This is a genomic window from Amycolatopsis sp. NPDC001319, assembly GCF_042896185.1.
In the GTDB taxonomy this organism is placed as follows: Bacteria; Actinomycetota; Actinomycetes; order Mycobacteriales; family Pseudonocardiaceae; genus Amycolatopsis.
This window is the reverse complement of the sequence record NZ_JBIAWY010000005.1, coordinates 186,579-207,974: the sequence shown is the minus strand read 5'-3', so window position 1 is coordinate 207,974 and position 21,396 is coordinate 186,579. Positions and strand designations below refer to the sequence as shown.

The window sequence follows — 21,396 nt, the reverse complement described above, 5'->3', positions numbered from 1 at the left end:
TCGAAGGAGAGGAGGTCGGCCCGTGCGGCTCGACCACGAATTCACCGTCCCCGCGCCTCTCGAGGAGGTGTGGCAGGCCGTCATCGACCCCGAGCGCGTCGCCCCGTGCATGCCGGGGGCCGCGCTCACCAAGGTGGAGGGCGACTCCTTCACGGGTACGGTGAAGGTCAAGCTGGGCCCGATCTCCTTGCTGTACAAGGGATCCGGCGAGTTCCTCGAAAAGGACGAAGCGGCCCGCAAGGTCGTCATCAAGGCCTCCGGCAAGGACGCCCGCGGCGGCGGCACCGCGGCGGCGACCGTCACGGTCACCCTGCGCGCGACCGACGACGGCGGCACCCACGGCGACGTGGCCAGCGACATCGCCATCACGGGCCGCCCGGCGCAGTTCGGCCGCGGCCTGATCTCGGAGGTGGGCGGCAAGCTGCTGGACACCTTCGCGGGCAACCTGGCCGACTCACTGCGAGCGGACTCCGGCGCCGGCGCCACGCCCGGCCCAGCCGCCGCGTCCGCCGGCTCGGGCTCGGTATCGACCACCCAGGCGGCGACCGCCCCGGCCGCCGAGGCGACCGCCAAGAGCGACCTCGCCGAACAGTCCGCCGCCGACAGCGCCGAAGCCGGCTCAGCGGCCAAGCCCCAGCTCCGCAGCGTCCCTTCCGGCGGCTCGACCGGCGAAACCGAAGCCATCGACCTCCTGGACTACGCGGGCCAGTCCGTGGCCAAACGCCTCATCCCGGTCGCCGCGGGCGCCGCGGTGCTGTTCGCGGTGTTCATGATCATCCGGGCCCTGCGCCGCCGCTGACATCCGCGCCTGCTCCGCGCCCCTAACCCGGCCCGGCGGACAAAGCCCCGCCCTCCCCGGGGGCGTGCCCATGTCCATTTTATCGGCCCACCCCGATGAAACCGGCCCGGAGCGGCACGGAGCGCCTGGTTGTCCACAACTCGACTCGGCTGTGGACAACCAGGGGCGGCGGGCTCGCGAGCACACCTGACGAACCGGAATTTGCCCACCCGCTCTACCCCAGCCATGACCGCGGGGCAGAGGAGCTCCGGGATTTCCCCCGGTCCGGCGACGGCGGAGGGTTGACCGGCTACCCTGGGCCACCTCGTCGGCCGAAGGGGCGTCACGATGCTGGGAGCGGGACCCCGCGGCGTGCGGGGTGCGCTGGCGGCGTGGCGGGAGTGGGACGGCCTGCCGGCGCGGTGGGGGATGTGGGTGGTGGCGCGGCGAAGGTGGATCGCGTACGCCGTGGTGTGCGAGGTGGCCGCCGTGGCGGTCGTGGCGGTCGGGTTCGCGACGAACTTCGGCGGCGCGGTGCAGTTCGGGTGGTTCGCGACGCTCGTCGTGCTCGGGATCGCGCAGGCGGAGATGTCGCGGCGGATCGAACGGCTGCGGCGGTGGATGAGCGGCCAGACGCACATCAACGTCACCTCCGTCTGGTACCTCGCGGGCGCGTTCCTGCTGCCGCCGGCGTGGGTGGCGCTGCTGGCGCTCGTCCTCTACCTGCACCTGTGGTTGCGAGTCTGGCGAAGCGTCCGCACGCGGCCTGCGCACCGGTTCCTCGCCAGCACGGCGTGGGCGATGCTCAGCTGCTTCGCGGCGTCCTCCGTGCTGACCATCGACCACCTCAACGACGCGCACCTCGACACGTGGCACGGTGTGCTCGCCCTCGTCGCGGCTGCCGCGGTGTTCGAGCTGGTCAACATGGCGCTGGTCGCCGCCGGCATCTACCTCTACACGGGCAGCCGCCAGGCCGCGGACCTCATCGGCACGTGGGAGGACAACGCCTTCGAGATCGCCACGCTGTGCCTCGGCGGCCTCGCCGCGCTCGCGCTCGTGGCGCAGCCCGTGCTCGTCGTCTTCGTGGTGGCGCCGCTGCTTCTGCTGCACCGCTACCTGCTTCTGAAACAGCAACTGCAGGTCGCCGCCGTCACGGACGAGAAGACCGGGCTGCTCAACACCGCCGGCTGGCACGACCTCGCCACGCGCGAGTTCACCCGCGCCCGCCGACGGGGCCCCGGCAGTGAGTTCGCCGTGCTGATGATCGACCTCGACCACTTCAAGCGCATCAACGACACCTACGGCCACCTCACCGGCGACGAGGTCCTGGCCGCCGTCGCCGTGGCGATCGCGGAGGCCGTGCGCCAGAGCGACACCGTCGGGCGCTTCGGCGGCGAGGAGTTCGTGGTGCTGCTGCCGGCCACCGGCGGCACGCCCGTGCTCGCCATCGCCGAGCGCGTGCGGGTCGCGGTGGGGGAGCTGAGCGTGGTGGTCGGCGGGACGGTGCAGGTCAGCGGCCTGTCGGTGTCCATCGGCGTCGCCGGCTACCCCGACGCGGGCGACACGCTCGACCAGGTGCTGCGCTCCGCCGACGCCGCCCTCTACCGAGCCAAGGACGCCGGGCGCAACCGCGTCGCCGTGTGAGTCACCGCTCGAAATACGCGTTCCCCGCGGTTGTTGAACGTTGTATGAGTGCGGATCACGAGACGGACGTCGTGGTGATCGGGGCGGGACAGGCGGGGCTGTCGGCGGCGTACCACCTGCGCCGCTCGGGTCTCGCCAACGAGACCGGCTTCGTGGTCCTCGACCACGGCAAACGCCCCGGCGGCGCGTGGCAGTACCGCTGGCCCTCGCTGGTCGTCGGCAAGGTCAACGGCATCCACGACCTCCCCGGCATGGCGTTCGGCACGCCCGACCCGGCCCGGCCCGCCAGTGAGGTCGTGTCCGAGTACTTCGGCCGCTTCGAGAAGACGTTCGACCTGCCCGTGCACCGCCCGGTCGACGTCACGGCGATCCGCGAGGACGGCGAACGCCTGCTGGTCGAGACCCCCGCCGAGACGTGGGCCGCACGTGCCGTGATCAGCGCGACCGGCACGTGGGACCGCCCCTTCTGGCCCCACTACCCGGGCCAGGAGCGCTTCGCCGGCCGCCAGTTGCACACCGCCGACTACCCCGGCGCCGAGGCGTTCCGCGGGCGCCGCGTGGTCGTGGTCGGCGGCGGAATCTCGGCGGTCCAGCTGCTGATGGAGATCGGGCCCGTCGCGAGGTCGACGACCTGGGTCACCCGCCGCCCGCCGGTGTGGCGCGACGAGGAGTTCAGCGAGGAGTGGGGCCGCCAGGCCGTCGCGAAGGTGGAGCGGCGCGTGCGCGAGGGGCTGCCGCCGCAGAGTGTCGTGAGCGTCACCGACCTCGCCGTGACGCCCGAGGTGCGGGCCGCGGAAGCCGCCGGGTACCTCGACCGCAAGCCGATGTTCGACCACCTCGTGCCCGAGGGCGTCGCCTGGGCCGACGGCACGTTCGAACCCGCGGACACCATTCTCTGGGCCACCGGCTTCCGCGCCTCGATCGACCACCTGGCGCCCCTGCACCTGCGTGCGCCCGGCGGCGGCATCCGCATGGACGGCACACGCGTGGTCGCCGAGCCGCGCCTACACCTCGTGGGCTACGGGCCCTCGGCCAGCACCGTCGGCGCCAACCGCGCCGGACGCGCCGCCGTGCAGGAGATCCGCCGGTACCTCGGCCTCTGAGCTCGACAACTCGACAACTCGATACGACGTAAAGTATCGTCGGCGCCAATCGCTTACAATGTAAAGAGATGGGGCCGACATGGTCACGCTGCCCGGCGGAACCACGATCGACGTCGAGGTGCACGGCGACGGACCGGCGTTGCTGCTGCCCGTGAACCCACGCCCGCTGGAAGGCGAGCAGGCCGAGTCCGTGCGTCAGTGGGGCGGCGACCCCGCGCTGGGTCGCTCGCTCATCGACGGCCTCGCCGGCTTCCGCGTGATCGCCTTCGACTACGAAGGCCACACCCTCGCCCACCCTCGCCCGGAAACCCTTACGCCGGAGGAAATCTCGGCCGACCTGCTGGCGATCGCATCCGCCGTGGACGCCGAACGCTTCGCCTACTACGGCTACTCCTGGCTCGCCCTCGCCGGCCTTCAGCTGGCCGTGCGCACCGACCGCCTCACCGCGCTGGTGATGGGTGGCTACCCGCCGCTCGACGGCCCGTACGACGCGATGCTCGCCGTCACCCGGGCGACGCACGCGATGCCCCGCACTGAAGGTGGCGACGCGACGCCGGGCGACTGGGACTCCGTCGGCTTCACGATGTCCACGGCGCAGACCCGCCAGTTCGTCACGCTTTATGAAGCCTTGCAAGGCTTCGACGACCACGCCGTCCACCTGACGTGTCCCCGCCTGTGCTTCGCGGGCGCCGAGGACCGCATCGAATACGGCGAACGCTGGGGCGGCGTCACGGTTGACATCGCGGGTCCCCTCGTGAGAAACCGCGCGGCCCTCGAGCGGGACGGCTGGAAGGTGGAACTCCTCGACGGTCTCGACCACATGACCGCCATGCAGGCCAAGGCGGTGCTCCCGATGATCTCGGCCATCAGGCCGCGCTGAGTCTCGCTCGGCCGGAGTCCTCGCGCGGGGTGGCCGGGTGTGTCAGTCGCCCGGCACCAGGACGATCCGGCCGACCGGCTCACGACGTTCCATCCGCTCGTGTGCGGTGACGGCCTCGGCGAACGGGAGCACGTCGATCTCGGTCTCACCGAGGCCGGCGGCGACCGCCGCCAGTGCCGCCTCCAATGCCGGCCGGATGACCTGCCGGTGGGCGGGCAGGTAGGCGCCCGCGTTGAAGCCGGCGACCGTGGTGCCCGTCAGCCACAGCTGGTTGGTGTCGACCTGGTGGCTCCAGTCGCCGCCGGCGTTGCCCGCCACGATCAGCCTGCCGCCCGCCTTGAGCAAAGCCAGGCTGTGTGTCCGGACGTCGCCGCCGACCGGGTCGACGATGACGTCGAACTTCTCCTCGCCCAGTGCGCCGGACAGATCGGCGGAGTCGACGATGGTGTCGTAGGGCAGCTTGGTCACGGCGGCCGCGGCGAGCTTGCCGCGGCGGACGGTGCCCACGACGCGGGCGGCACCGAGCCGGCGCGCGATGCCGGGGAACGCCGCGGAGAACCCGCCCAGCGCACCCTGGACCAGGACGCTCTCTCCCTCGGCGAGGTGAGCGACTCGGGTGAGCGCCACGTGGGCCATCGCCGCGTTCGGCACGACCGCGACCGCGACCGCGGGGTCGATGCCGTAGCGCTGCGTCGAGGCCACGAGCGCGGTGTCCGCGACGGAGATCGACGCGTACCCGCCCGCGCCGGTGGCCGACATCGAGACCACCGGTTCCCCGATGGCGAACCCGGTGACCCCCTCGCCCAGTTCGCGGACCGTCCCGGCGACCTCCAGGCCGGGGACGAACGGGGGCCGCGGCAGGCCCGGCCGGTCGCCGAACAGCCCTTGGCGCATGAACACGTCGATCAGCCCCACCGCGGCGTGGCTGACGTCGATGGTGATCTGGCCCGGCCCGGGCACCGGATCCGGCAACTCGGCGACCGACAGGACGCTCGGCTCGCCGAACGCGGTGATCTGCACTGCTCGCACGGAAAGGTCCTCTTTCGTTCAAGGAAGACTCATAACGCACCTCGTGATGCGCTATGCCGACCGTAGCACCGCGCACGGCGTTAGCGCACCCCATGATGCGCTAAAATTGATCCATGCGTGAACGAGCCCGATCGGCCGAAGACAAGGCGCAGCGGGCCGAGGACCTGCTCGGCGCTGCCGAATCAGTCGCTCTCGAACTCGGCGGGGTGCGGTTCGTCACCATCGCCGCGGTCACCGAACGGGCCGGCCTGCACCGGACCGGGGTGCGGCGCTACTACGCGAACAAGGAGGAACTGCTGCTGGAGCTGGCCGAACGTGGCTGGGGACAGTGGCGCGACGCCGTCGCCGCGGCCGTCCTCGACCGAACCGGGCTGGGGCCGGACCGGGTCGCGGCCGTCCTCGCGGACACCCTCTCGCCGCTGTCGGTGTTCTGTGACCTGCTCGGTCACGTCGCCATGCACCTCGAAGGCGACGTCGACATCGAACGGGCTCGTGCCTACAAGACCAACGCCTTCGCCGCCGCTGCCGGGATCGTCACCGCGTTGGAGCGGGCGAGCACCATGACCGCCGATCAGCTCCGGAACCTCATCACCACCGCGATCTCTCTCGCGGCCGCCCTGTGGCAGGCCTCGCACCCGACCCCGACGCTGGCGACGCTCTACGAGCAGGAACCGGACTGGGGGCATGTCGCGTTCGACTTCGAACCTCGGCTCGGCCTGCTCCTGCGCGCGACGGCCGCGGGGCTGGCGTAGATCAAGAAATTAGACAGCCAAGGCTGATCAGTATAGGCTGTCTATCGTGAACGAACAGACCTCTCCCGACGCCGTGGCCCAGCGGCTGCGGATCGTCTTCGGCCGGCTGCGGCGCCGGTTGCAGGACGCGTCGTCCGTGCGTGGCCTGAGTGCGCCGCAGGCGTCGGCGCTGGCTCGGCTGGCGATTTCCGAACCGTCGTCGGCCAGCCAGCTGGCCGGCGCGGAGCGGGTCCGGCCGCAGTCGATGGCCAAGACGGTCGCGGCCCTGCACGAGCAAGGCCTGATCCGGCGCGAGGCCGACGCCGAAGACGCCCGCCGCCAGCTGCTCTTCCTGACCGACGAGGGCCGCGCGGTCGCCCAGGGGGCCCGCGCGAGCCGGGAAGAGTGGCTGGCCAAGGCGTTCGAGCAGCGCTTCACCGAGGCCGAGCGCCGGGTGCTGGACCAGGCGCTGACCTTGCTGGAGCGCGTGGTCGAAGAATGAGCGCACCCGTGAAGCCGCGCCAGCGCTTCGGCGCGGAAGACGGGTTCAACCGCAAGCTCATCGCGCCTCTCGTCTCGGGTGCGATCCTGAACCCGATCAACTCCACGATCGTCTCCGTCGCGCTGGTGCCGATCGGCGCCGCGTTCGGCGCGCCGCCCTCGCAGACGGCGTGGCTGATCTCCGCGCTCTACCTCGCGACGGCGGTCGGCCAGCCCGTGGTCGGGCGTCTCATCGACGTCTACGGCCCACGCCGGCTGTTCCTCCCCGCGACGGCCCTGGTCGGGGTCGCGGGCGTGATCGGCGCCCTGGCCCCGAACCTGGCGGTGCTGATCGTCGCCCGCGTGATCCTCGGCTTCGGCACCTGCGCCGGCTACCCCGCGGCGATGCGGCTGATCCGCGACGAAGGCCGCCGCACCGGCAAGGACAGCCCTGCCGGCGTGCTCACCATCCTCGCGATCGCCACGCAGACCATCGCCGTGATCGGCCCGCCGCTGGGCGGGCTCCTGATCGGCCTCGGCGGCTGGCGCACCACGCTGGCGGTCAACATCCCCATTGCGATCGTGGCGTTCGTGCTCGGCCGGCTGCGGTTCCCGCGCGACGAACGCGCACCCGGCAAGCTGAACCTCGACGTCCCCGGCATGGCCCTGTTCGCGACGACGCTGGTCGCGCTCCTGCTGTTCCTCATGAACCCGCACACCGGCTCGTGGTACCTGCTCGTGATCACCGTGCTCGCCGCCTCGGCCTTCACGGTGCACGAGCTGCGCCACCCCAAGCCGTTCATCGACCTGCGGGTGCTCGGCGGCAACGTCCCGCTGCTGCTCACCTACGGCCGCGCCCTGCTCGCGTACGTCGTGTCCTACAGCTTCATCTACGGCTTCACCCAGTGGCTCGAGGACGGCCGCGGCTTGTCGGCGAGCACCGCCGGCCTGGTCACGCTGCCGATGTTCGCCACCGGCATCGTCGTCTCGGCGATCACCGGACGCCGGCAGGGCTTGCGCGGCAAGCTGGTCGTCGCGTCGGTCGCCCAGCTCGTCGCGTGCGTGCTCTTGCTGACGCTGGTGCCGGCCAGTCCGTTGTGGACGATCGTCGGCATCGTGCTGATCTTCGGCATCCCGCAAGGGCTCAACAGCCTCGCGCTGCAGAACGCCGTGTACCGGCAGGCGAATCCGGAGAACGTGGGCGCGTCGGCGGGTCTGCTGCGCACCTTCGGCTACCTCGGCGCCATCGTGTCCTCCGCCGCCCAAGGCGGATTCTTCGGCCAACGGGCCGACACCGGCGGCCTCCATCACCTGGCGTGGTTCCTGGTGATCGCGAGCGTCGTCTTCTTGCTCGTCAACGTCCTCGACCGGACGCTGGCGCGATCCACCCATCCCGAAAGGCACCCGGAAATGACCGAACAGCTCGACCCGGCCCGCACCGCCCTGCTCGTCATGGACTACCAGGCCGGCATCGTGAGCCGCGTCGCCGACGACCAGGCGCTGGTCGATCGCGTCGACACCGCCATCGCCGACGTCCGCGCCCACGGCGGGCACGTCGGCTGGGTCCGCGTCGGTTTCGACGACGCCGAGTTCGACGCCATCCCGGCCACCAGCGTGTTCGCCCGCATGGTTTCGCCCGAAACCCGTGCGGTGATGCACGCCGACGCCCCGGCCACCCAGATCGACGAGCGGCTCAGCCCGCAGCCGCAGGACGTCTCGGTGCGCAAGGTCCGCGTCGGCGCGTTCACCACCACCGACCTCGACACGCAGCTGCGCGGCCGCGACGTCGACACGCTCGTGCTCGCCGGCATCAGCACCAGCGGCGTGGTGCTCAGCACCGTGCGCGAGGCGATGGACCGCGACTACCGCATCCTCGTGCTCGACGACGCCAGCGCCGACCCGGAGCCCGGCACCCACGAGTTCCTCACCGGCCAGATCTTCCCGAAGTTCGCCACGGTGCTCGACGTCGACGCGCTCGCGAAGCTCTGGGCCTAGCGGCTCAGCGGCTCAGGTAGCGGACCTGCCCGGGCTTCGCGGCGTCGAAGTCCGGGCGGCCCGCCAGGTGCTCGGGCACGCCGACCTCCCACCACGCGCCGGCTTCCGTCCAGGCCGCGGGCAGCGTGCGCACCACGACCACCGCGGGCCGGCGCTCGGCGACGGCGGCCGCGCGCGCCTTGGCATACGCGTCGCGCAGATCGTCGACCGACGAGGCCTCGAAAACGAGGCAGCCCAGCGATTCCGCGTGGCGCGCGAAGTCCACGCGCGGCGGCTCGGCGTGGGAGGTGCGGCAGTCGGCGTAGAAGTTGTTGAAGGGCTTGCCGCCCTGGCCCTGCTGCAGGCGCGCGATCACGGCGTACCCGTCGTTGTCGCAGACCACCGCGACGAGCGGGTGGCCCGCGAACGCGGCGGAAAACAGGTCGGAGTTGAGCATCAGGTACGAGCCGTCGCCGAGCAGGGTCGTCACGAGACCGCCGTCGTGGGCGATCGCGGCGCCCCACGCGCCGGAGAGCTCGTAACCCATGCACGAGAAGCCGTACTCCACGTCCATGCTCACCTCGCCCGAGCCGCGCCAGCCGCCGATCAGCTCACCGGGCAGCCCGCCGGACGCCGTCATCACGTAGTCGCGGGGCTCGGACAGGTCGTTGACCACGCCGACGACCTGCGCGTAGCTGGGGATCTCCGAGGCGGCAGAACGCAAGGAGTCGATGTGCTGGTCCCACTTGACGCGTTCCTCGGCGGCCTGGGAAGTCCACTGTGGATCGACGCGCCAGCTTTCCAGCTGTCCCCCCAGATCGTCGAGCCCGGCGTAGGCGTCGCCGATGACGGCCAGCGCGCCGTGCTTCACCGCGTCGAACGCGGCCGCGTTGAGCGTGACCAGCCGCATCTCCGGTGAGAACACCGTCCACGACGCCGTGGTGAAGTCCTGCAGCCGGGTACCGACGGCGAACACGACATCGGCCGAAGCGGCCACGGCGTTCGCCGAAGACGACCCGGTGATGCCCAGCGGCCCTGCGTACAGCGGGTGCGTGTGCGCCACCAGCGTCCGTCCGGCCGTGGTTTCCGTGACGGGAATCCCGTGCCGCTCGGCGAACTCCAGCGCACGGCGGCCCGCTCCCGAGTAGCGCACGCCGCCACCCAGCACCAGCAGCGGACGCCGGGCCGCGCGCAGCACGCCCGCCGCCTCGGTCACCGCGCGCCGGTCCGGGCGCGGGCGTGGCAGCCGGTGCGTCACAGGCTCGAACAGCGAAGGCGGAAAGTCGAAGGTCTCGGCCTGGACGTCCTGCGGCAGCGCGAGCGTCACCGGCCCGCAGTCGGCCGGGTCGGTGAGCACCCGCGCGACCTGCGGCAACGTCGCGAGCAGCTGCTCCGGACGCGTGATCCGGTCGAAGTAGCGGCTCACGGCGCGGAACGCGTCGTTCACGGTCGCCGTGCCGTCGTGGAAGGGCTCGATCTGCTGCAGCACCGGGTCGGGCGCGCGGCTGACGAACGTGTCGCCCGGCAGCAGCAGCACCGGCAGCCGGTTGGCGTGCGCGACGCCCGCGGCCGTCACCATGTTGAGTGCGCCCGGACCGATCGACGAGGTCACGACGCCGACCTGGCGCCGTTGCGTCGCCTTCGCGTAGCCGACGGCCGCGAGCGCCATGCCCTGCTCGGTGTGCCCGCGCCACACGGGGATCTCGTCGCGGTGCTCTTCCAGCGCCGTGCCGAGGCCGAGGACGTTGCCGTGGCCGAAGATCGCGAAGACGCCGGGGAACAGCGGCAGCTCGCGCCCGTCGAGCGTCTCGGACCGTTGCGCCAGCAGCCAGCGCACCAACGCCTGCGCCGTCGTCAGCTTCATCGCGCGCGTCCCTCGTAATCGGTGACCGGACAGCGCGGGTCCGGCTCCTGCGTGGCCCACGTGTCGCGGACCCAGCCGTGCGCGGGGTCGTCGCAGAACGCCATCGAACGTTCTTCCGCGGGCCCGGCCAGCACGTTCAGGTAGTACATCGGGTAACCCGGCGCCGCGACGCACGGGCCGTGGTAGCCGCGCGGGATGAGGAACACGTCCCCGTCGCGCACGGCCACGTCTTCATCCAGCGAACCGTCGGCCGTGTAGGTGCGGTGCAGGCCGAAGCCCTCGCGCGAGGGCGTGACGCCGTCGCGCCCGGCGATGCGGAAGTAGTAGATCTCCTCGTTCACGACCTCGCACTCGCCGGCCTCGTCGTGCTTGTGCGGCGGGTACGAGGACCAGTTGCCGTCGGGGGTGATGAGCTCGCACGCGTTGAGCTTGTCCGCGTGGTCCCACACGCCGGGCACGCCGAAATTGGTGACCTGGCGCGTTGCCTGGCCCGAGCCGCGGACCTCCACCGGCACGTCCTCGGCCGCGCCGTACCTCGGCTCCAGCCGGTTTTCGCAGCGGGCCATCGGCATCGCCACCTCGGCGCCGGTGGGTGAGGTCAGCACCACCTCGGCGTCGCGGGGCACGTACACGAAGTCCGTGACGCGCGAGAACACCGAATCGCGGCCTTCGAGCTCGAATTCCTCGTCGTCGACCCGCACGCTGAGGGAGCCGGACAGCGGCAGCACGAAGGCCTCGAACTCGCCGGTCTCGATCATCCGGGGCAGCCGGCGGCCGACCTTGAGCACCCGCAGGCCGGTGTGGTTCCACCCGGCCCCTTCGGGCGTCAGGAGAATCGGGTCGGAGTCGTCGGCCAGTGTCCCGTGTGGACGGTGCAGTGCGCTCACTTCGCGGCCTCCAGGATCTTCGCGGCAGCTGCCACGGCGGACCCGACGTCGCCGTCGGGCGGGTAGAGCAGGGTACGGCCCACGACGAGGCCGCGCACCACGTCGTGGCGCAGCGTGCGGCCCCACGACGCCAGGTCGGCGGCCGGATCGCCGGACGGCACCCCGCCGAGGATCACCACCGGCAGCGTCGTGGCGCCGAGCACGGCGGTGTCGTCGGTCGAGGGCAGCTTGAGCCAGGTGTGCGCCGACGTGACGCCGATGCCCGACGCCACCGTGACGGCCCGGGCCAGCGCCGCCGCGTCCTTCTGCAGCACGAGCCGGCCTTCGGCGCGGGCGTACGGCAGGGGCTCGACCATGGCCATGAGGCCGTAGGACGCGAGCTCCGTGACGGCGTCGGCGCAGGCCTGCAGCGTGGGGACGGTGCCGGGATCGTCGTCGACGAGCCGCAGCAGCATCTTGCCGCCGTCGAGCCGGCAGTCGACGAGCGACGCGGCGTGGTAGCCGGTGAAGCGGTCGTCGATCTCCCAGTCGGCGCCGGCCAGGCCGCCGCGGTTCATCGAGCCGATCACGACCTTGTCGTGCAACGCGTCGAGCAGCAGCAGCTCCTCGACGACGTCGGGGGTGGCGAGCAACCCGTCGACGGACGGGTTGGCCAGCGCCACGAGCAGCCGTTCGAGCAGCGACCGGCGGTCGGCCATCGCGAGGGGATCGCCGCCCACACCCAGCGCTCCGCGCGCCGGGTGGTCGGCGGCCACGAGGAACAGGGTTCCCTTGTCCGACAACAGGTTCTCGCGCCGCCGCCGCGACGCGTACGCCCGCCGCACCGCGCCCGGGTCGGTGGCCCGCACGCGCAGCAGCTCGCTCCAGCGTTCGTCGGACAGCATCAGTGTCACAACAGCTCCTCGATCTCCGCGGCGGTCGGCATCGCGTCGGCGCACGCGAGCCGCGCCGCGACCAGCGCGCCGGCCGCGTTCGCGTACTCCGCGAGGCGCACCGGCTCCCAGCCCGACAGCAGCCCGTGCACGAGGGCGCCGCCGAAGCCGTCGCCCGCGCCGAGGCCGCACACCACCTCGACGCGCTGCGGCTTCACCGTCGCGCGGCCTTCCGGGGTCGCGACGAGCACGCCTTCCGCACCCTTCTTGATCACCGCGAGGCGCACGCCGCGCCCCAGCATCCGGTCGGCGGCCTCTTCCGGGTCCGCCGTGCCCACGGCCACCTCGACCTCCGCGCGGTTGCCGACGGCGACCGTCACGTGGTCGAGCATCCAGCCGATCTCCTCGCGCGCGGTCTCGACGTCCGGCCAGAACATCGGCCGGTAGTCGAGGTCGACGACGGTGTGCCGGCGCCGCCCGCGGGCTTCGAGGATCTTGCGCTGCGTCGTGCGCGCCGGCTCCGTGGACACGCCCGTGCCCGTGACCCACAGCAGCGGCACCTCGCGCACGACGTCCCACGGCACGTCGGCGTCGGTCAGCGTGAGGTCGGGCGCGATGGGGGAGCGGTAGAACAGCAGCGGCGGGTCGGCCGGCGGGTTCAGCTCGCAGAACACGACCGGCGTCTGCAGCTCCGGCGACGTGCCCACGTGCTCGGGTGAGACACCGAAGCCCGTGAGCGCCTGGCGCACGTAGTCGCCGAACCCGTCGGGCCCCACCTTCGTGAGCACGGCGGTGCGGCGGCCGAGCCGCGCGGCGGCGACCGCGACGTTGGTCGCGGTGCCGCCGAGCGACTTGGCGAACGTGGCGACCTCGGCCAGCGGCACGCCGCTCTGCTCGGGGTAGAGGTCCACCCCGACCCGGCCGATGGTCAGCGCTTCGAGACTCACGTCTCCACCGCGCGCAGCTCGTGCTCCAGGGCCTCCAGCTCGGCACCACCCGCCATCTGCCGCGTGAGCTCGGCGATGTCGATCTCGGACTTCTCGTACGACCCGAGCGCGGCACCTCGCTTGAGCAGCAGGAACCGGTCGGCCACCGGGTAGGCGTGGTGCGGGTTGTGGGTGATCAGCACGACGCCGAGGCCGCGGTCGCGCGCCTGTGCCACATACTTGAGCACCACGCCGGCCTGCTTCACGCCGAGCGCCGCGGTGGGCTCGTCGAGGATCAGCACCTTCGCGCCGAAGTGCACGGCCCGCGCGATGGCCACGCACTGGCGTTCACCGCCGGAGAGTGTGCCCACGGGCTGCTCGACGTCGCGCAGGTCGATGCCCATGTCCGCGAGCGCCTTCTTGGTGGTCTCGCGGCCCTTCTTCCGGTCGAGCATGCGGAACGGCCCGACGCCTACCGTCGGCTCGGAGCCGAGGAAGAAGTTGCGCCACACGCTCATCAGCGGCACCACGGCGAGGTCCTGGTACACCGTGGCGATGCCGCGGTCCAGCGCCTCGCGGGGAGAGGTGAACCGCACGGGCTCGCCCTCGACCAGGAACTCGCCGCGGTCGTGCTGGTGCACGCCGGCGAGGATCTTGATCAGCGTGGACTTGCCGGCGCCGTTGTCGCCGAGCACGCAGGTGACCTCACCGGCGTTGACCACAGTGGACACATCCCGGAGCGCCACGACGCTGCCGTACATCTTGCCGACGTCCTTGACCTCGATCAGGGGAGCGTTCATCGCCGGACCCTTTCCGCGCGTCGCCGGAAGGCGTTGTTGACCAGGACCGCGGCCAGCAGCATGATCCCGAGGAACAGCATGAACCAGTCGCTGTCCCAGCCGGCGAACACGATGCCCTGGCGCGCCATGCCGAAGATGAGGGCGCCGATCGCGGCGCCCACGGCCGAGCCGTAGCCACCGGTGAGCAGGCAGCCGCCGATCACCGCGGCGATGATGTACTGGAACTCCAGCCCGATGCCCTGGTTGGCCTGCACGCTCGCGAACCGCAGGATGTTGATCGAGCCGACGAGCCACGCGGCCAGCGCCGTGCCCATGAACAGCAGGATCTTCGTGCGCACCACCGGCACGCCGACCGCGCGCGAGCTGGCCGCCGAGCCGCCGACGGCGAAGATCCAGTTGCCGAACCGCGTGCGCGACAGCAGCCACGCGGCGACCGCCGTGACGCCGATCCACCACACGATGGAGATCTGGAACGGCGTGCCCCCGATGTTCACCGTCGAGGCGAACACGAATCCGGCCGACGCGTAACCGTCGGTCGAGCGCATGCCCGAGACCTGCACGGTGCCGGTGACCAGCCGCGTCACGCCGAGGTTGAGGCCCTGCAACGCGAGGAACGTGCCGAGCGTGACGATGAAGCTCGGCAGGCCCGTTTTCATCACGAGCCAGCCGTTGAACGCGCCCACGACGAGCGCGAACACCAGCGAGGCCAGGAGGGCGAGCCACACGTTCCAGCCCACCTCGGTCGCGAGGATGGCGGTGACCAGCGAGGTCGACGCCGTCATCACACCGGCCGAGAGGTCGAACTCGCCGCCGATCATGAGCAGGGAGACGGCCACGGCCATGATGCCGAGCGTCGCCGCGTCGTCGAGCCAGGTCGCGGCGCCGCTGGCGCTGAAGAACTTTTCGGTGACGAGGGAGAAGAAGAGGAAGACGACAGCGGCGCCGAGCAGGGCGCCGATCTCCGGCCGGACCACCAGCCGGTCCATGAGCGTCGGCTTCACGAGCCGTTCGTCGAGCGTGGTGGTGGTCATCGGGTGCCCCTTTGCACGTACTGGCCGACCTTGTCCACAGTGGATTTGTCGACCAGGTCGGGGCCGGTGAGCACCGGCTTGCCGCCGCCGACGATGTTCGCGTTGTCGCGGTAGAGCTTGAGGAACATGACCGGGAGGTAACCCTGCTCGTACTGCTGCTGGTCGACGGCGAAGAGCACGTCACCCGACTTGATGGCGGCCACCACGTCGGAGTTCAGGTCGAACGTGCCGACCTGCGCCTGCGAGCCCACCGACTTGATCGCGCTCACGGCGCGGGCGGCGACCTGCGAGTTCAGGGTCAGCACCGCGTCGATCGACGGGTCGGTCTGCACGGCACCGCGGATGCGCGACTCGGCGTCGGTGGGGTTGGAGATGTCCACCTGCAGCGTCAGCACGTCGCCGCCGAAGCCGCTCTTCGCGCCGTCGCAGCGTTGCGCCTGGCCGACGTTGCCGGCCTCGTGGATCACGCAGAGCAGCTTCTTCTTGCCGAGGTCCTTGAACTTCTTCCCGGCTTCCTGGCCCGCGATGGACTCGTTCTGGCCGACGTGGGTGAGTGCGCCGTACGCCGCGCTCTTGTCCTCGCCGGAGTTGATGGTGATCACCGGGATCCCGGCGCGCACCGCCGCCTCGATCGAGGGCTGCAGGGCCTCGGGGTTGGCCATCGAGACGACCAGGCCCCCGATCTGCTGGGCGACGGCGTTGTCGATCAGCTTGGCCTGCGCACCCGGGTCACCGTCGGACGCGTATTCGACCTGGACACCCAGGTCCTTGCCCGCCTGCTCGGCGCCGTTCTTGACCACGTTCCAGAACGCGTCGCCCGCGGTGCCGTGGGTGATCACGGCGACCTTGAGCGGTCCGGACTCCACCGGCGCCGCGGCGGGGGCCGTGGCCTTCGGCTCGGCCGCGGGCCCGGTGCACGCCGAGAGCAGCAGGCCGGTGGCCAGCAGCCCCGCCACTACCCGGGCGGCCCTCGAGCGCGGTTTCGGCACCGTGTGCCTCGAAACCGTGCGCCTCAAGCGATGGGACATCGTCGTCTCTCCTCGCTTCGTCTTCCTCGTTGTCTACTCAGCCGGCCAGGCGGCCGACGATCGCCCCGAGGCAGGCCAGGCTCGCCGCCACGTCCCGCTTCGGCAGGTCCACGGGGCTGCGCTCGTCGAGCGCCGTGTCCTGCTCCAGCACGTACCAGCCGTCGTAGCCTGCTTCGTGCACGAAGCGAACCATGGCTTCGATGTCCACGTCACCCTCACCCAGCGGGACGTACAGACCTTTGCCCACGGCCTCGGTGTACCCGACGGTGCCCTTGCGGACGGCTTCGGCCAGCTCACCGCGCACGTCCTTGAGGTGCAGGTGCCCGATCCGGTCCGGGTACCGCCGCGCCAGCTCGACGGGATCGGTGCCGCCGATCAGCAGGTGCCCGGTGTCGAGGCACAGCGGCAGGTCGGAGTCGGCGAGGAACCGTTCGACCTCGGCCTGCGTCTCGGCGTGGGTGCCGACGTGGGGGTGCAGGACGGTCTTGAGGCCGTGGCCGGCCGCGACGTCGCGGATGCGGCCGGCGGTGGTGATCAGGGTGGCCCACTCGGAGTCGGTGAGGGCGGGCCGTTCGTCGTAGCCGTCGAGGCCGGTCGCGGCGGCGAGCACGAGCACCTCGGCTCCGCACGCGGCGAAGAGCGCGGCGGAGTCCTCGGCTTCGGCGAGGGCGGCCTCCGGGTTCTCGTGCAGCACCACCGCGAGGAATCCGCCGATGAGGTTGAGACCGTGACCGCCGAGGAGCTTCTTCAGCTCGGCCGGGTCGCGCGGGAGGTACCCGGGCGGGCCGAGCTCGGTGGCGGTGATGCCGAGCTCCGCCATCTCCCCGAGCACGGTCGGCGCGTCGAGGACCCGGCCCCAGCCCGGCACTTCGCACACCCCCCAGGAGATCGGTGCGGCGGCGATGCGGATGGTGGCGGTCATGGGAACCCTCTCCGTGCGGTGACCCTTGGCGTTGGCCCGTTCGGTGCGCGTTGGAGCGCTCTATTGATTAGAGCGCTCTAAGCTTGTAGCGTCGGCCACACCCGAGTCAAGGGCCGGTTTCCGGCCGGTTCCGGCGGAGAGGCAAGCGAATCGTGAAGCCCACCATGGAGGATGTCGCCGCGCGGGCGGGGGTTTCCCGGGCGCTCGTGTCCCTCGTGATGCGGGGCGCGCCCAATGTTTCGGCGCTGCGCCGCGAAGCCGTGCTGAAGGCGGCCGACGAGCTGGGCTACTCGCCGCACGTGATGGCCCGCTCGCTCGCGAGCCGCACGTCGACCGTGCTCGGCGTGATGGTGAACGACCTGCGCAACGCGTTTTTCGCCGACGTGGTCGAGGGTCTCGACGCGGCGGCGCAGGCGGCCGGGTTCGATCTCATCCTCAACACCGGTGGCCGCGTGCCCTCGCGGGAGAGTGCCGCGTTGCGCAGCCTGCTGTCCTTCCGGCCGGCGGGGCTGATCCTGCTGTCGCCGGTCGTGCCCGCGTCGGCGATCGAGGCGGCGGCGCGGCAATGCCCGGTGGTGCTCGTGTCGCGGACTTCGCGGGCGGCCGGCGTGGACACGGTGAACGACGACGGTGAGGCGGGGTCGGCGCTGGCCGTCGAGCACCTCGTGGGCCTGGGGCATCGCCGGATCGCGCACCTCGACGGCGGGGGAGCGGCCGGTGCCGCAGCACGTCGCCGGGGGTTCCGGCGGACGATGACGGCGCACGGGCTGGAGCCGATCGTGGTGCGCAGCGAGCACACGGACACCGCGGGCGAGAAGGCGGTGCTGGAGCTGCTGAGCACGTACGACCGGGCCGAGGTGCCGACCGCGTTGGTGGCCGGTAACGACTTCAACGCCGTGGGCGCGATCTCCGCGCTGGAGGACAACGGGTTTCGCGTTCCCGGTGACGTGTCCGTGGTCGGCTACGACAACACGTCGCTGGCTTCGCTGCGGCACGTCTCACTGACCACTGTGGACCAGCCGCGCACCGAGATGGGCCGGCTGGCGTTCGAAGCGCTGCTGGAGCGCGTGCGCGGCGAGCGCACGACGCCGGTCCGGCACCTGTTGCACCCCTCGCTGGTGGTCCGCTCGACCACCGCCGTTCGCTAGGAGCTCTCTCGTGACCGAACTCGTCCGGCACTGGATCGACGGCGCCCGCACGGCCGGCGTCTCGACCCGTCGTGGCGAAGTCTTCCAGCCGGCCACCGGCGAGGTGGCGCGGCAGGTCGTGCTCGCCGATTCATCCGATGTGGACACTGCGGTGGCGTCGGCGCTGAAGGCTTCGCGAGACTGGGCCGACAGCTCGCTGGCGCAGCGCACGAAGATCATGTTCGCGTTCCGCCAGTTGGTGGACGCCCATCGCGACGAGCTGGCCGCGCTGATCACCGCCGAGCACGGCAAAGTGCTCTCCGACGCCGCGGGTGAGGTGCAGCGCGGGCTGGAGGTCGTGGAGTTCGCGTGCGGCATCGCGCAGGTCCTCAAGGGTGAGCACTCCGAGCAGGTCTCGCGCGGGATCGACGCGTATTCACTGCGTCAGCCGCTGGGCGTGGTCGCCGGGATCACGCCGTTCAACTTCCCGGTGATGGTGCCGATGTGGATGTTCCCGGTGGCGATCGCGTGCGGGAACACGTTCGTGCTCAAGCCTTCGGATCGCGATCCGTCGGCGTCGGTGCGGCTCGCGGAGCTGTTCGCCGAGGCCGGGTTGCCGCCGGGTGTGCTCAACGTGGTGCAGGGTGACGCCGAGGCGGTGAACTCGCTGCTGACGCATCCGGACGTCGCCGGCGTGTCCTTCGTGGGCTCGACGCCGATCGCGCGGCACGTGTACGAGACCGCGACGGCGGCGGGCAAACGCGTGCAGGCGCTGGGTGGCGCGAAGAACCACATGGTCGTGCTGCCGGATGCCGACGTCGACGGTGCCGCCGACGCCGCTGTGTCCGCCGGGTACGGCAGCGCGGGGGAGCGGTGCATGGCGATCTCGGTGGTCGTCGCCGTGGGGGACACGGCCGATGAGCTGGTCTCGGCCATCGCTTCCCGGACCCGTTCTCTTGTCACGGGACCTGGGGTCGACGCTTCGTCGCAGATGGGGCCGGTCGTCACCGCTGCCGCGCGGGACCGGATCGTGTCCTATGTGGACGCCGGTGAACAGGCGGGCGCTTCGGTGGTCGTCGACGGCCGTGGTCTCGCGGCGCGGGAAGACGGCTTCTGGGTCGGCCCGACGCTGCTCGACCACGTGACGCCGGACATGACCGTGTACACCGACGAGATCTTCGGCCCGGTGCTGTCGGTGGTGCGCGCGGAGACGTTCGAGGCGGCGCTTGAGCTGGTCAACGCCAACCCGTACGGCAACGGTACCGCCGTCTTCACCACCGACGGGCTGGCCGCGCGCGAGTTCGAGCGCCGGGTGACCGTCGGGATGGTCGGCATCAACGTGCCCATCCCCGTGCCGATGGCCTACTACTCCTTCGGCGGCTGGAAGGACTCGCTCTTCGGCGACACGCACGTGCACGGCGCCGAGGGCGTGCGCTTCTACACCCGCACGAAAGCCGTGACCTCACGCTGGCCGCGGCAGCCCCACGGCGTCGACCTCGGTTTTCCCACGCACTGATTCGTTCTCGACCACGAGCAGGAGGCTTCCACGATGAGGTTGGGACTGGCGGGCACCGGCCGGATCGGCACCGCCCACGCCGAAACGCTCAAGGGCTTCGACGAGGTCTCCTCGGTGGTCGTCGCCGACGTCGACACCGCACGAGCCCAGGCCGCGGCAGCGAAACTCGGCGTCGAGGCCGCTTCCGGGATCTCCGAGCTGTTCTCTTCCGGTTTGGACGCCCTCGTCGTCACCGCGGCCACCGACGCCCACCCCGGCCTGATCATGAAGGCCGTCGACGCGGGCCTGCCGGTGTTCTGCGAAAAGCCGGTGGCCGCCGACATCACCGGGACCCTGGCGGTCATCGACCACATCGCGGGCTCGCCGGTGCCCGTCCAGATCGGCTTCCAACGCCGCTTCGACGCCGGCTACCGGGCCGCGCGCGCTGCTGTGCTGGATGGCTCGCTCGGCTGGCTCCACACCGTCCGCGCCACCACCCTGGACCCGGAACCCCCGCCCGCTGCCTACGTCCCCCACTCCGGTGGTCTCTTCCGCGACTGCGGCGTGCACGACTTCGACATCGTCCGCTGGGTCACCGGCCGCGAGGTCGTCCAGGTCTTCGCACTGGGCGCCAACCGCGGCGAGCAGTTCTTCGTCGACGCCGGCGACGTCGACACCGCCGCGGTCCTCCTGACCCTCGACGACGGCACCCTCGCCACCGTTTCGCTGACCCGCTACAACGGCGCGGGCTACGACGTGCGCCTCGAAGCCCTCGGCTCGCGCTCCGGCGTCGTGGTGGGCCTCGACGACCGCGCACCACTGCACTCCGTGGAGCCCGGCGTGGCCCCTCTGCCGGGCCCCGCCTACCCCGGCTTCATGGAACGCTTCCGCCCGGCTTACGCCGCCGAGCTCGCGGCCTTCCTGGACGTCGCCGCCGGCCGGGCGCCCAGCCCCGCGGGCGTGGGGGACGCGCTGGAGGCGTTCTACATCGCGGAGGCTTGCGAACTGTCGCGGCGGGAAGGGCGTCCGGTGCAGGTGAGCGAGGTTCGGCGGTAGGTCACGCTTGCCGCAGGACCGCTCTGGACGGGTCAGTCCGCGGCAAGTCCGTCGCATCCGGGAGGCGGGCCACGGCTCGTCTTGCCGGGTCGGCCGGTCAGAGGTCGAGGCGGGCGTCCACGTCGGCGCCGTGCACGTCGAGGTCTGCGCCGGCGCCGGTGAGCAGGCGGCGGGCGGCGGCGTTGTCCACGGTGGTCGAGGCGATGAACCTCGCCGCGCCGCCGTCGCGCGCGGCTTCGAGCAGCACTTCCGTCACGCGCTTGCCGATGCCGAGCCCGCGCACCGAGCGGCCCAGCCACACGCCGGCCTCGACCTCGACGGCCGTGGGCCCGTGCACGGGCTGCAGGCGCGCCGCACCGGCCGCGCGGCCGTCGACCTCGACGAGCCACGTGGTTTCGATCGCGGTGTCCGGGTCGAGGCAGCGGCGCCGGTGGAACGCGAGAAACGCCTCGCGCCGCTCGGGCGTCCAGCCCGGCGGGCCCTCCACCGGAGGCATCACCTCGAGGGGGTCGGCGTCGGCGACCGCGGCCTCGAGCAGCCGGTGCAGGGCCGGCTCGTCGAGGGGGGTCAGCACGATCTCGGATTCGGAGGCTCCGGTCACGCCGGAAAGCTTGGCACGAGGATCTTGGGCGCGCGACCTGGTAATACGGCTTACCAACGTTGCCGTCAACGAGCAACGTGACGACTGTCCAGTGTGGAAAGACTCCACGGCGTCGCGGGGCGTCGCTAGGGTGGTCGGCGTTCGATGTCTTGGATGAGAACAGGAGCG

General features: G+C 71.5%; 20 protein-coding genes. 10 read left to right on the top strand and 10 right to left on the bottom strand.

Translation table 11 applies throughout. The features are described from left to right. Nucleotides 1-22: 22 nt before the first annotated feature. The 4 genes from ACFY1H_RS20195 (at nucleotide 23) to ACFY1H_RS20180 (ending at nucleotide 4,405) form a co-directional block, all read left to right on the top strand. Nucleotides 23-799, top strand: a complete 777-nt coding sequence (locus ACFY1H_RS20195; RefSeq protein ID WP_366580767.1) for an SRPBCC family protein — start codon at nucleotides 23-25, stop codon at nucleotides 797-799. 408 nt (nucleotides 800-1,207) lie between these two features. Then, the gene (locus ACFY1H_RS20190) at nucleotides 1,208-2,422 is read left to right on the top strand and encodes a diguanylate cyclase (RefSeq protein ID WP_386949369.1); all 1,215 of its coding nucleotides are present in this window, start codon (nucleotides 1,208-1,210) and stop codon (nucleotides 2,420-2,422) included. A gap of 44 nt (nucleotides 2,423-2,466) precedes the next feature. After that, nucleotides 2,467-3,525, top strand: a complete 1,059-nt coding sequence (locus ACFY1H_RS20185; RefSeq protein ID WP_386948289.1) for an NAD(P)-binding domain-containing protein — start codon at nucleotides 2,467-2,469, stop codon at nucleotides 3,523-3,525. A gap of 79 nt (nucleotides 3,526-3,604) precedes the next feature. After that, entirely contained in the window at nucleotides 3,605-4,405 is an 801-nt protein-coding gene (locus ACFY1H_RS20180; protein ID WP_386948287.1) for an alpha/beta fold hydrolase, read from the top strand. Between the two features lie 42 nt (nucleotides 4,406-4,447). Here the strand turns inward: ACFY1H_RS20180 and ACFY1H_RS20175 are convergent, their stop codons facing one another. Next, nucleotides 4,448-5,434 carry a zinc-binding alcohol dehydrogenase family protein gene (locus ACFY1H_RS20175; protein WP_386948284.1) on the bottom strand — a complete coding sequence of 329 codons (987 nt, stop codon included), beginning with the start codon at nucleotides 5,432-5,434 and terminating at the stop codon, nucleotides 4,448-4,450. A gap of 113 nt (nucleotides 5,435-5,547) precedes the next feature. On the opposite strand from ACFY1H_RS20175, the gene ACFY1H_RS20170 reads away from it, so the two are divergent. The 3 genes from ACFY1H_RS20170 to ACFY1H_RS20160 are packed head-to-tail and all read left to right on the top strand — an operon-like array spanning nucleotide 5,548 to nucleotide 8,640. Then, a complete protein-coding gene (locus ACFY1H_RS20170; protein ID WP_386948281.1) occupies nucleotides 5,548-6,186 on the top strand; it encodes a hypothetical protein in 639 nt (212 codons plus the stop codon). Nucleotides 6,187-6,232: 46 nt separating this feature from the next. After that, entirely contained in the window at nucleotides 6,233-6,667 is a 435-nt protein-coding gene (locus ACFY1H_RS20165) for a MarR family transcriptional regulator (protein ID WP_366580779.1), read from the top strand. Next, entirely contained in the window at nucleotides 6,664-8,640 is a 1,977-nt protein-coding gene (locus tag ACFY1H_RS20160) for an MFS transporter (RefSeq protein ID WP_386948278.1), read from the top strand. The genes ACFY1H_RS20165 and ACFY1H_RS20160 overlap by 4 nt, the downstream gene beginning before the upstream one ends. 4 nt (nucleotides 8,641-8,644) lie before the next feature. Here the strand turns inward: ACFY1H_RS20160 and iolD are convergent, their stop codons facing one another. From iolD to ACFY1H_RS20120, 8 genes are read right to left on the bottom strand one after another with little or no spacing between them, the layout of a single operon-like run. After that, nucleotides 8,645-10,483 carry a 3D-(3,5/4)-trihydroxycyclohexane-1,2-dione acylhydrolase (decyclizing) gene (iolD, locus tag ACFY1H_RS20155; protein WP_386948275.1) on the bottom strand — a complete coding sequence of 613 codons (1,839 nt, stop codon included), beginning with the start codon at nucleotides 10,481-10,483 and terminating at the stop codon, nucleotides 8,645-8,647. Continuing rightward, nucleotides 10,480-11,370, bottom strand: a complete 891-nt coding sequence (gene iolB / locus ACFY1H_RS20150; RefSeq protein ID WP_386948272.1) for a 5-deoxy-glucuronate isomerase — start codon at nucleotides 11,368-11,370, stop codon at nucleotides 10,480-10,482. The genes iolD and iolB overlap by 4 nt, the downstream gene beginning before the upstream one ends. After that, nucleotides 11,367-12,254, bottom strand: coding sequence for an aldolase (locus tag ACFY1H_RS20145; protein WP_366581110.1), 888 nt, complete (start codon nucleotides 12,252-12,254; stop codon nucleotides 11,367-11,369). Before ACFY1H_RS20145 ends, iolB begins: the two co-directional genes overlap by 4 nt. A gap of 5 nt (nucleotides 12,255-12,259) precedes the next feature. Beyond that, on the bottom strand, nucleotides 12,260-13,189 hold the full coding sequence (gene iolC / locus ACFY1H_RS20140; RefSeq protein ID WP_366580787.1) for a 5-dehydro-2-deoxygluconokinase: 930 nt from the start codon (nucleotides 13,187-13,189) through the stop codon (nucleotides 12,260-12,262). Then, the gene (locus ACFY1H_RS20135) at nucleotides 13,186-13,968 is read right to left on the bottom strand and encodes an ATP-binding cassette domain-containing protein (RefSeq protein WP_386948269.1); all 783 of its coding nucleotides are present in this window, start codon (nucleotides 13,966-13,968) and stop codon (nucleotides 13,186-13,188) included. Before ACFY1H_RS20135 ends, iolC begins: the two co-directional genes overlap by 4 nt. Beyond that, nucleotides 13,965-14,999, bottom strand: coding sequence for an ABC transporter permease (locus ACFY1H_RS20130; protein WP_366580790.1), 1,035 nt, complete (start codon nucleotides 14,997-14,999; stop codon nucleotides 13,965-13,967). Before ACFY1H_RS20130 ends, ACFY1H_RS20135 begins: the two co-directional genes overlap by 4 nt. Next, nucleotides 14,996-16,027 carry a substrate-binding domain-containing protein gene (locus ACFY1H_RS20125; RefSeq protein WP_386948265.1) on the bottom strand — a complete coding sequence of 344 codons (1,032 nt, stop codon included), beginning with the start codon at nucleotides 16,025-16,027 and terminating at the stop codon, nucleotides 14,996-14,998. The genes ACFY1H_RS20130 and ACFY1H_RS20125 overlap by 4 nt, the downstream gene beginning before the upstream one ends. A gap of 37 nt (nucleotides 16,028-16,064) precedes the next feature. Next, nucleotides 16,065-16,949 (bottom strand): sugar phosphate isomerase/epimerase family protein, encoded by an 885-nt coding sequence (locus ACFY1H_RS20120; RefSeq protein ID WP_386948262.1) that lies wholly within the window; start codon nucleotides 16,947-16,949, stop codon nucleotides 16,065-16,067. Between the two features lie 164 nt (nucleotides 16,950-17,113). On the opposite strand from ACFY1H_RS20120, the gene ACFY1H_RS20115 reads away from it, so the two are divergent. Genes ACFY1H_RS20115 through ACFY1H_RS20105 form a run of 3 tightly spaced genes read left to right on the top strand, consistent with a single transcriptional unit; the run spans nucleotide 17,114 to nucleotide 20,627 of the window. Then, nucleotides 17,114-18,097, top strand: a complete 984-nt coding sequence (locus ACFY1H_RS20115) for a LacI family DNA-binding transcriptional regulator (RefSeq protein ID WP_386948259.1) — start codon at nucleotides 17,114-17,116, stop codon at nucleotides 18,095-18,097. Nucleotides 18,098-18,107: 10 nt separating this feature from the next. Then, nucleotides 18,108-19,592 (top strand): CoA-acylating methylmalonate-semialdehyde dehydrogenase, encoded by a 1,485-nt coding sequence (locus tag ACFY1H_RS20110; protein WP_386948256.1) that lies wholly within the window; start codon nucleotides 18,108-18,110, stop codon nucleotides 19,590-19,592. 33 nt (nucleotides 19,593-19,625) lie between these two features. Then, nucleotides 19,626-20,627: a Gfo/Idh/MocA family oxidoreductase gene (locus ACFY1H_RS20105; protein ID WP_366580798.1), complete on the top strand. Its 1,002-nt coding sequence runs from the start codon at nucleotides 19,626-19,628 to the stop codon at nucleotides 20,625-20,627. A gap of 97 nt (nucleotides 20,628-20,724) precedes the next feature. On the opposite strand, the gene ACFY1H_RS20100 is transcribed toward ACFY1H_RS20105, so the two are convergent. Beyond that, entirely contained in the window at nucleotides 20,725-21,228 is a 504-nt protein-coding gene (locus ACFY1H_RS20100; protein ID WP_366580800.1) for a GNAT family N-acetyltransferase, read from the bottom strand. Nucleotides 21,229-21,396 lie beyond the last annotated feature (168 nt).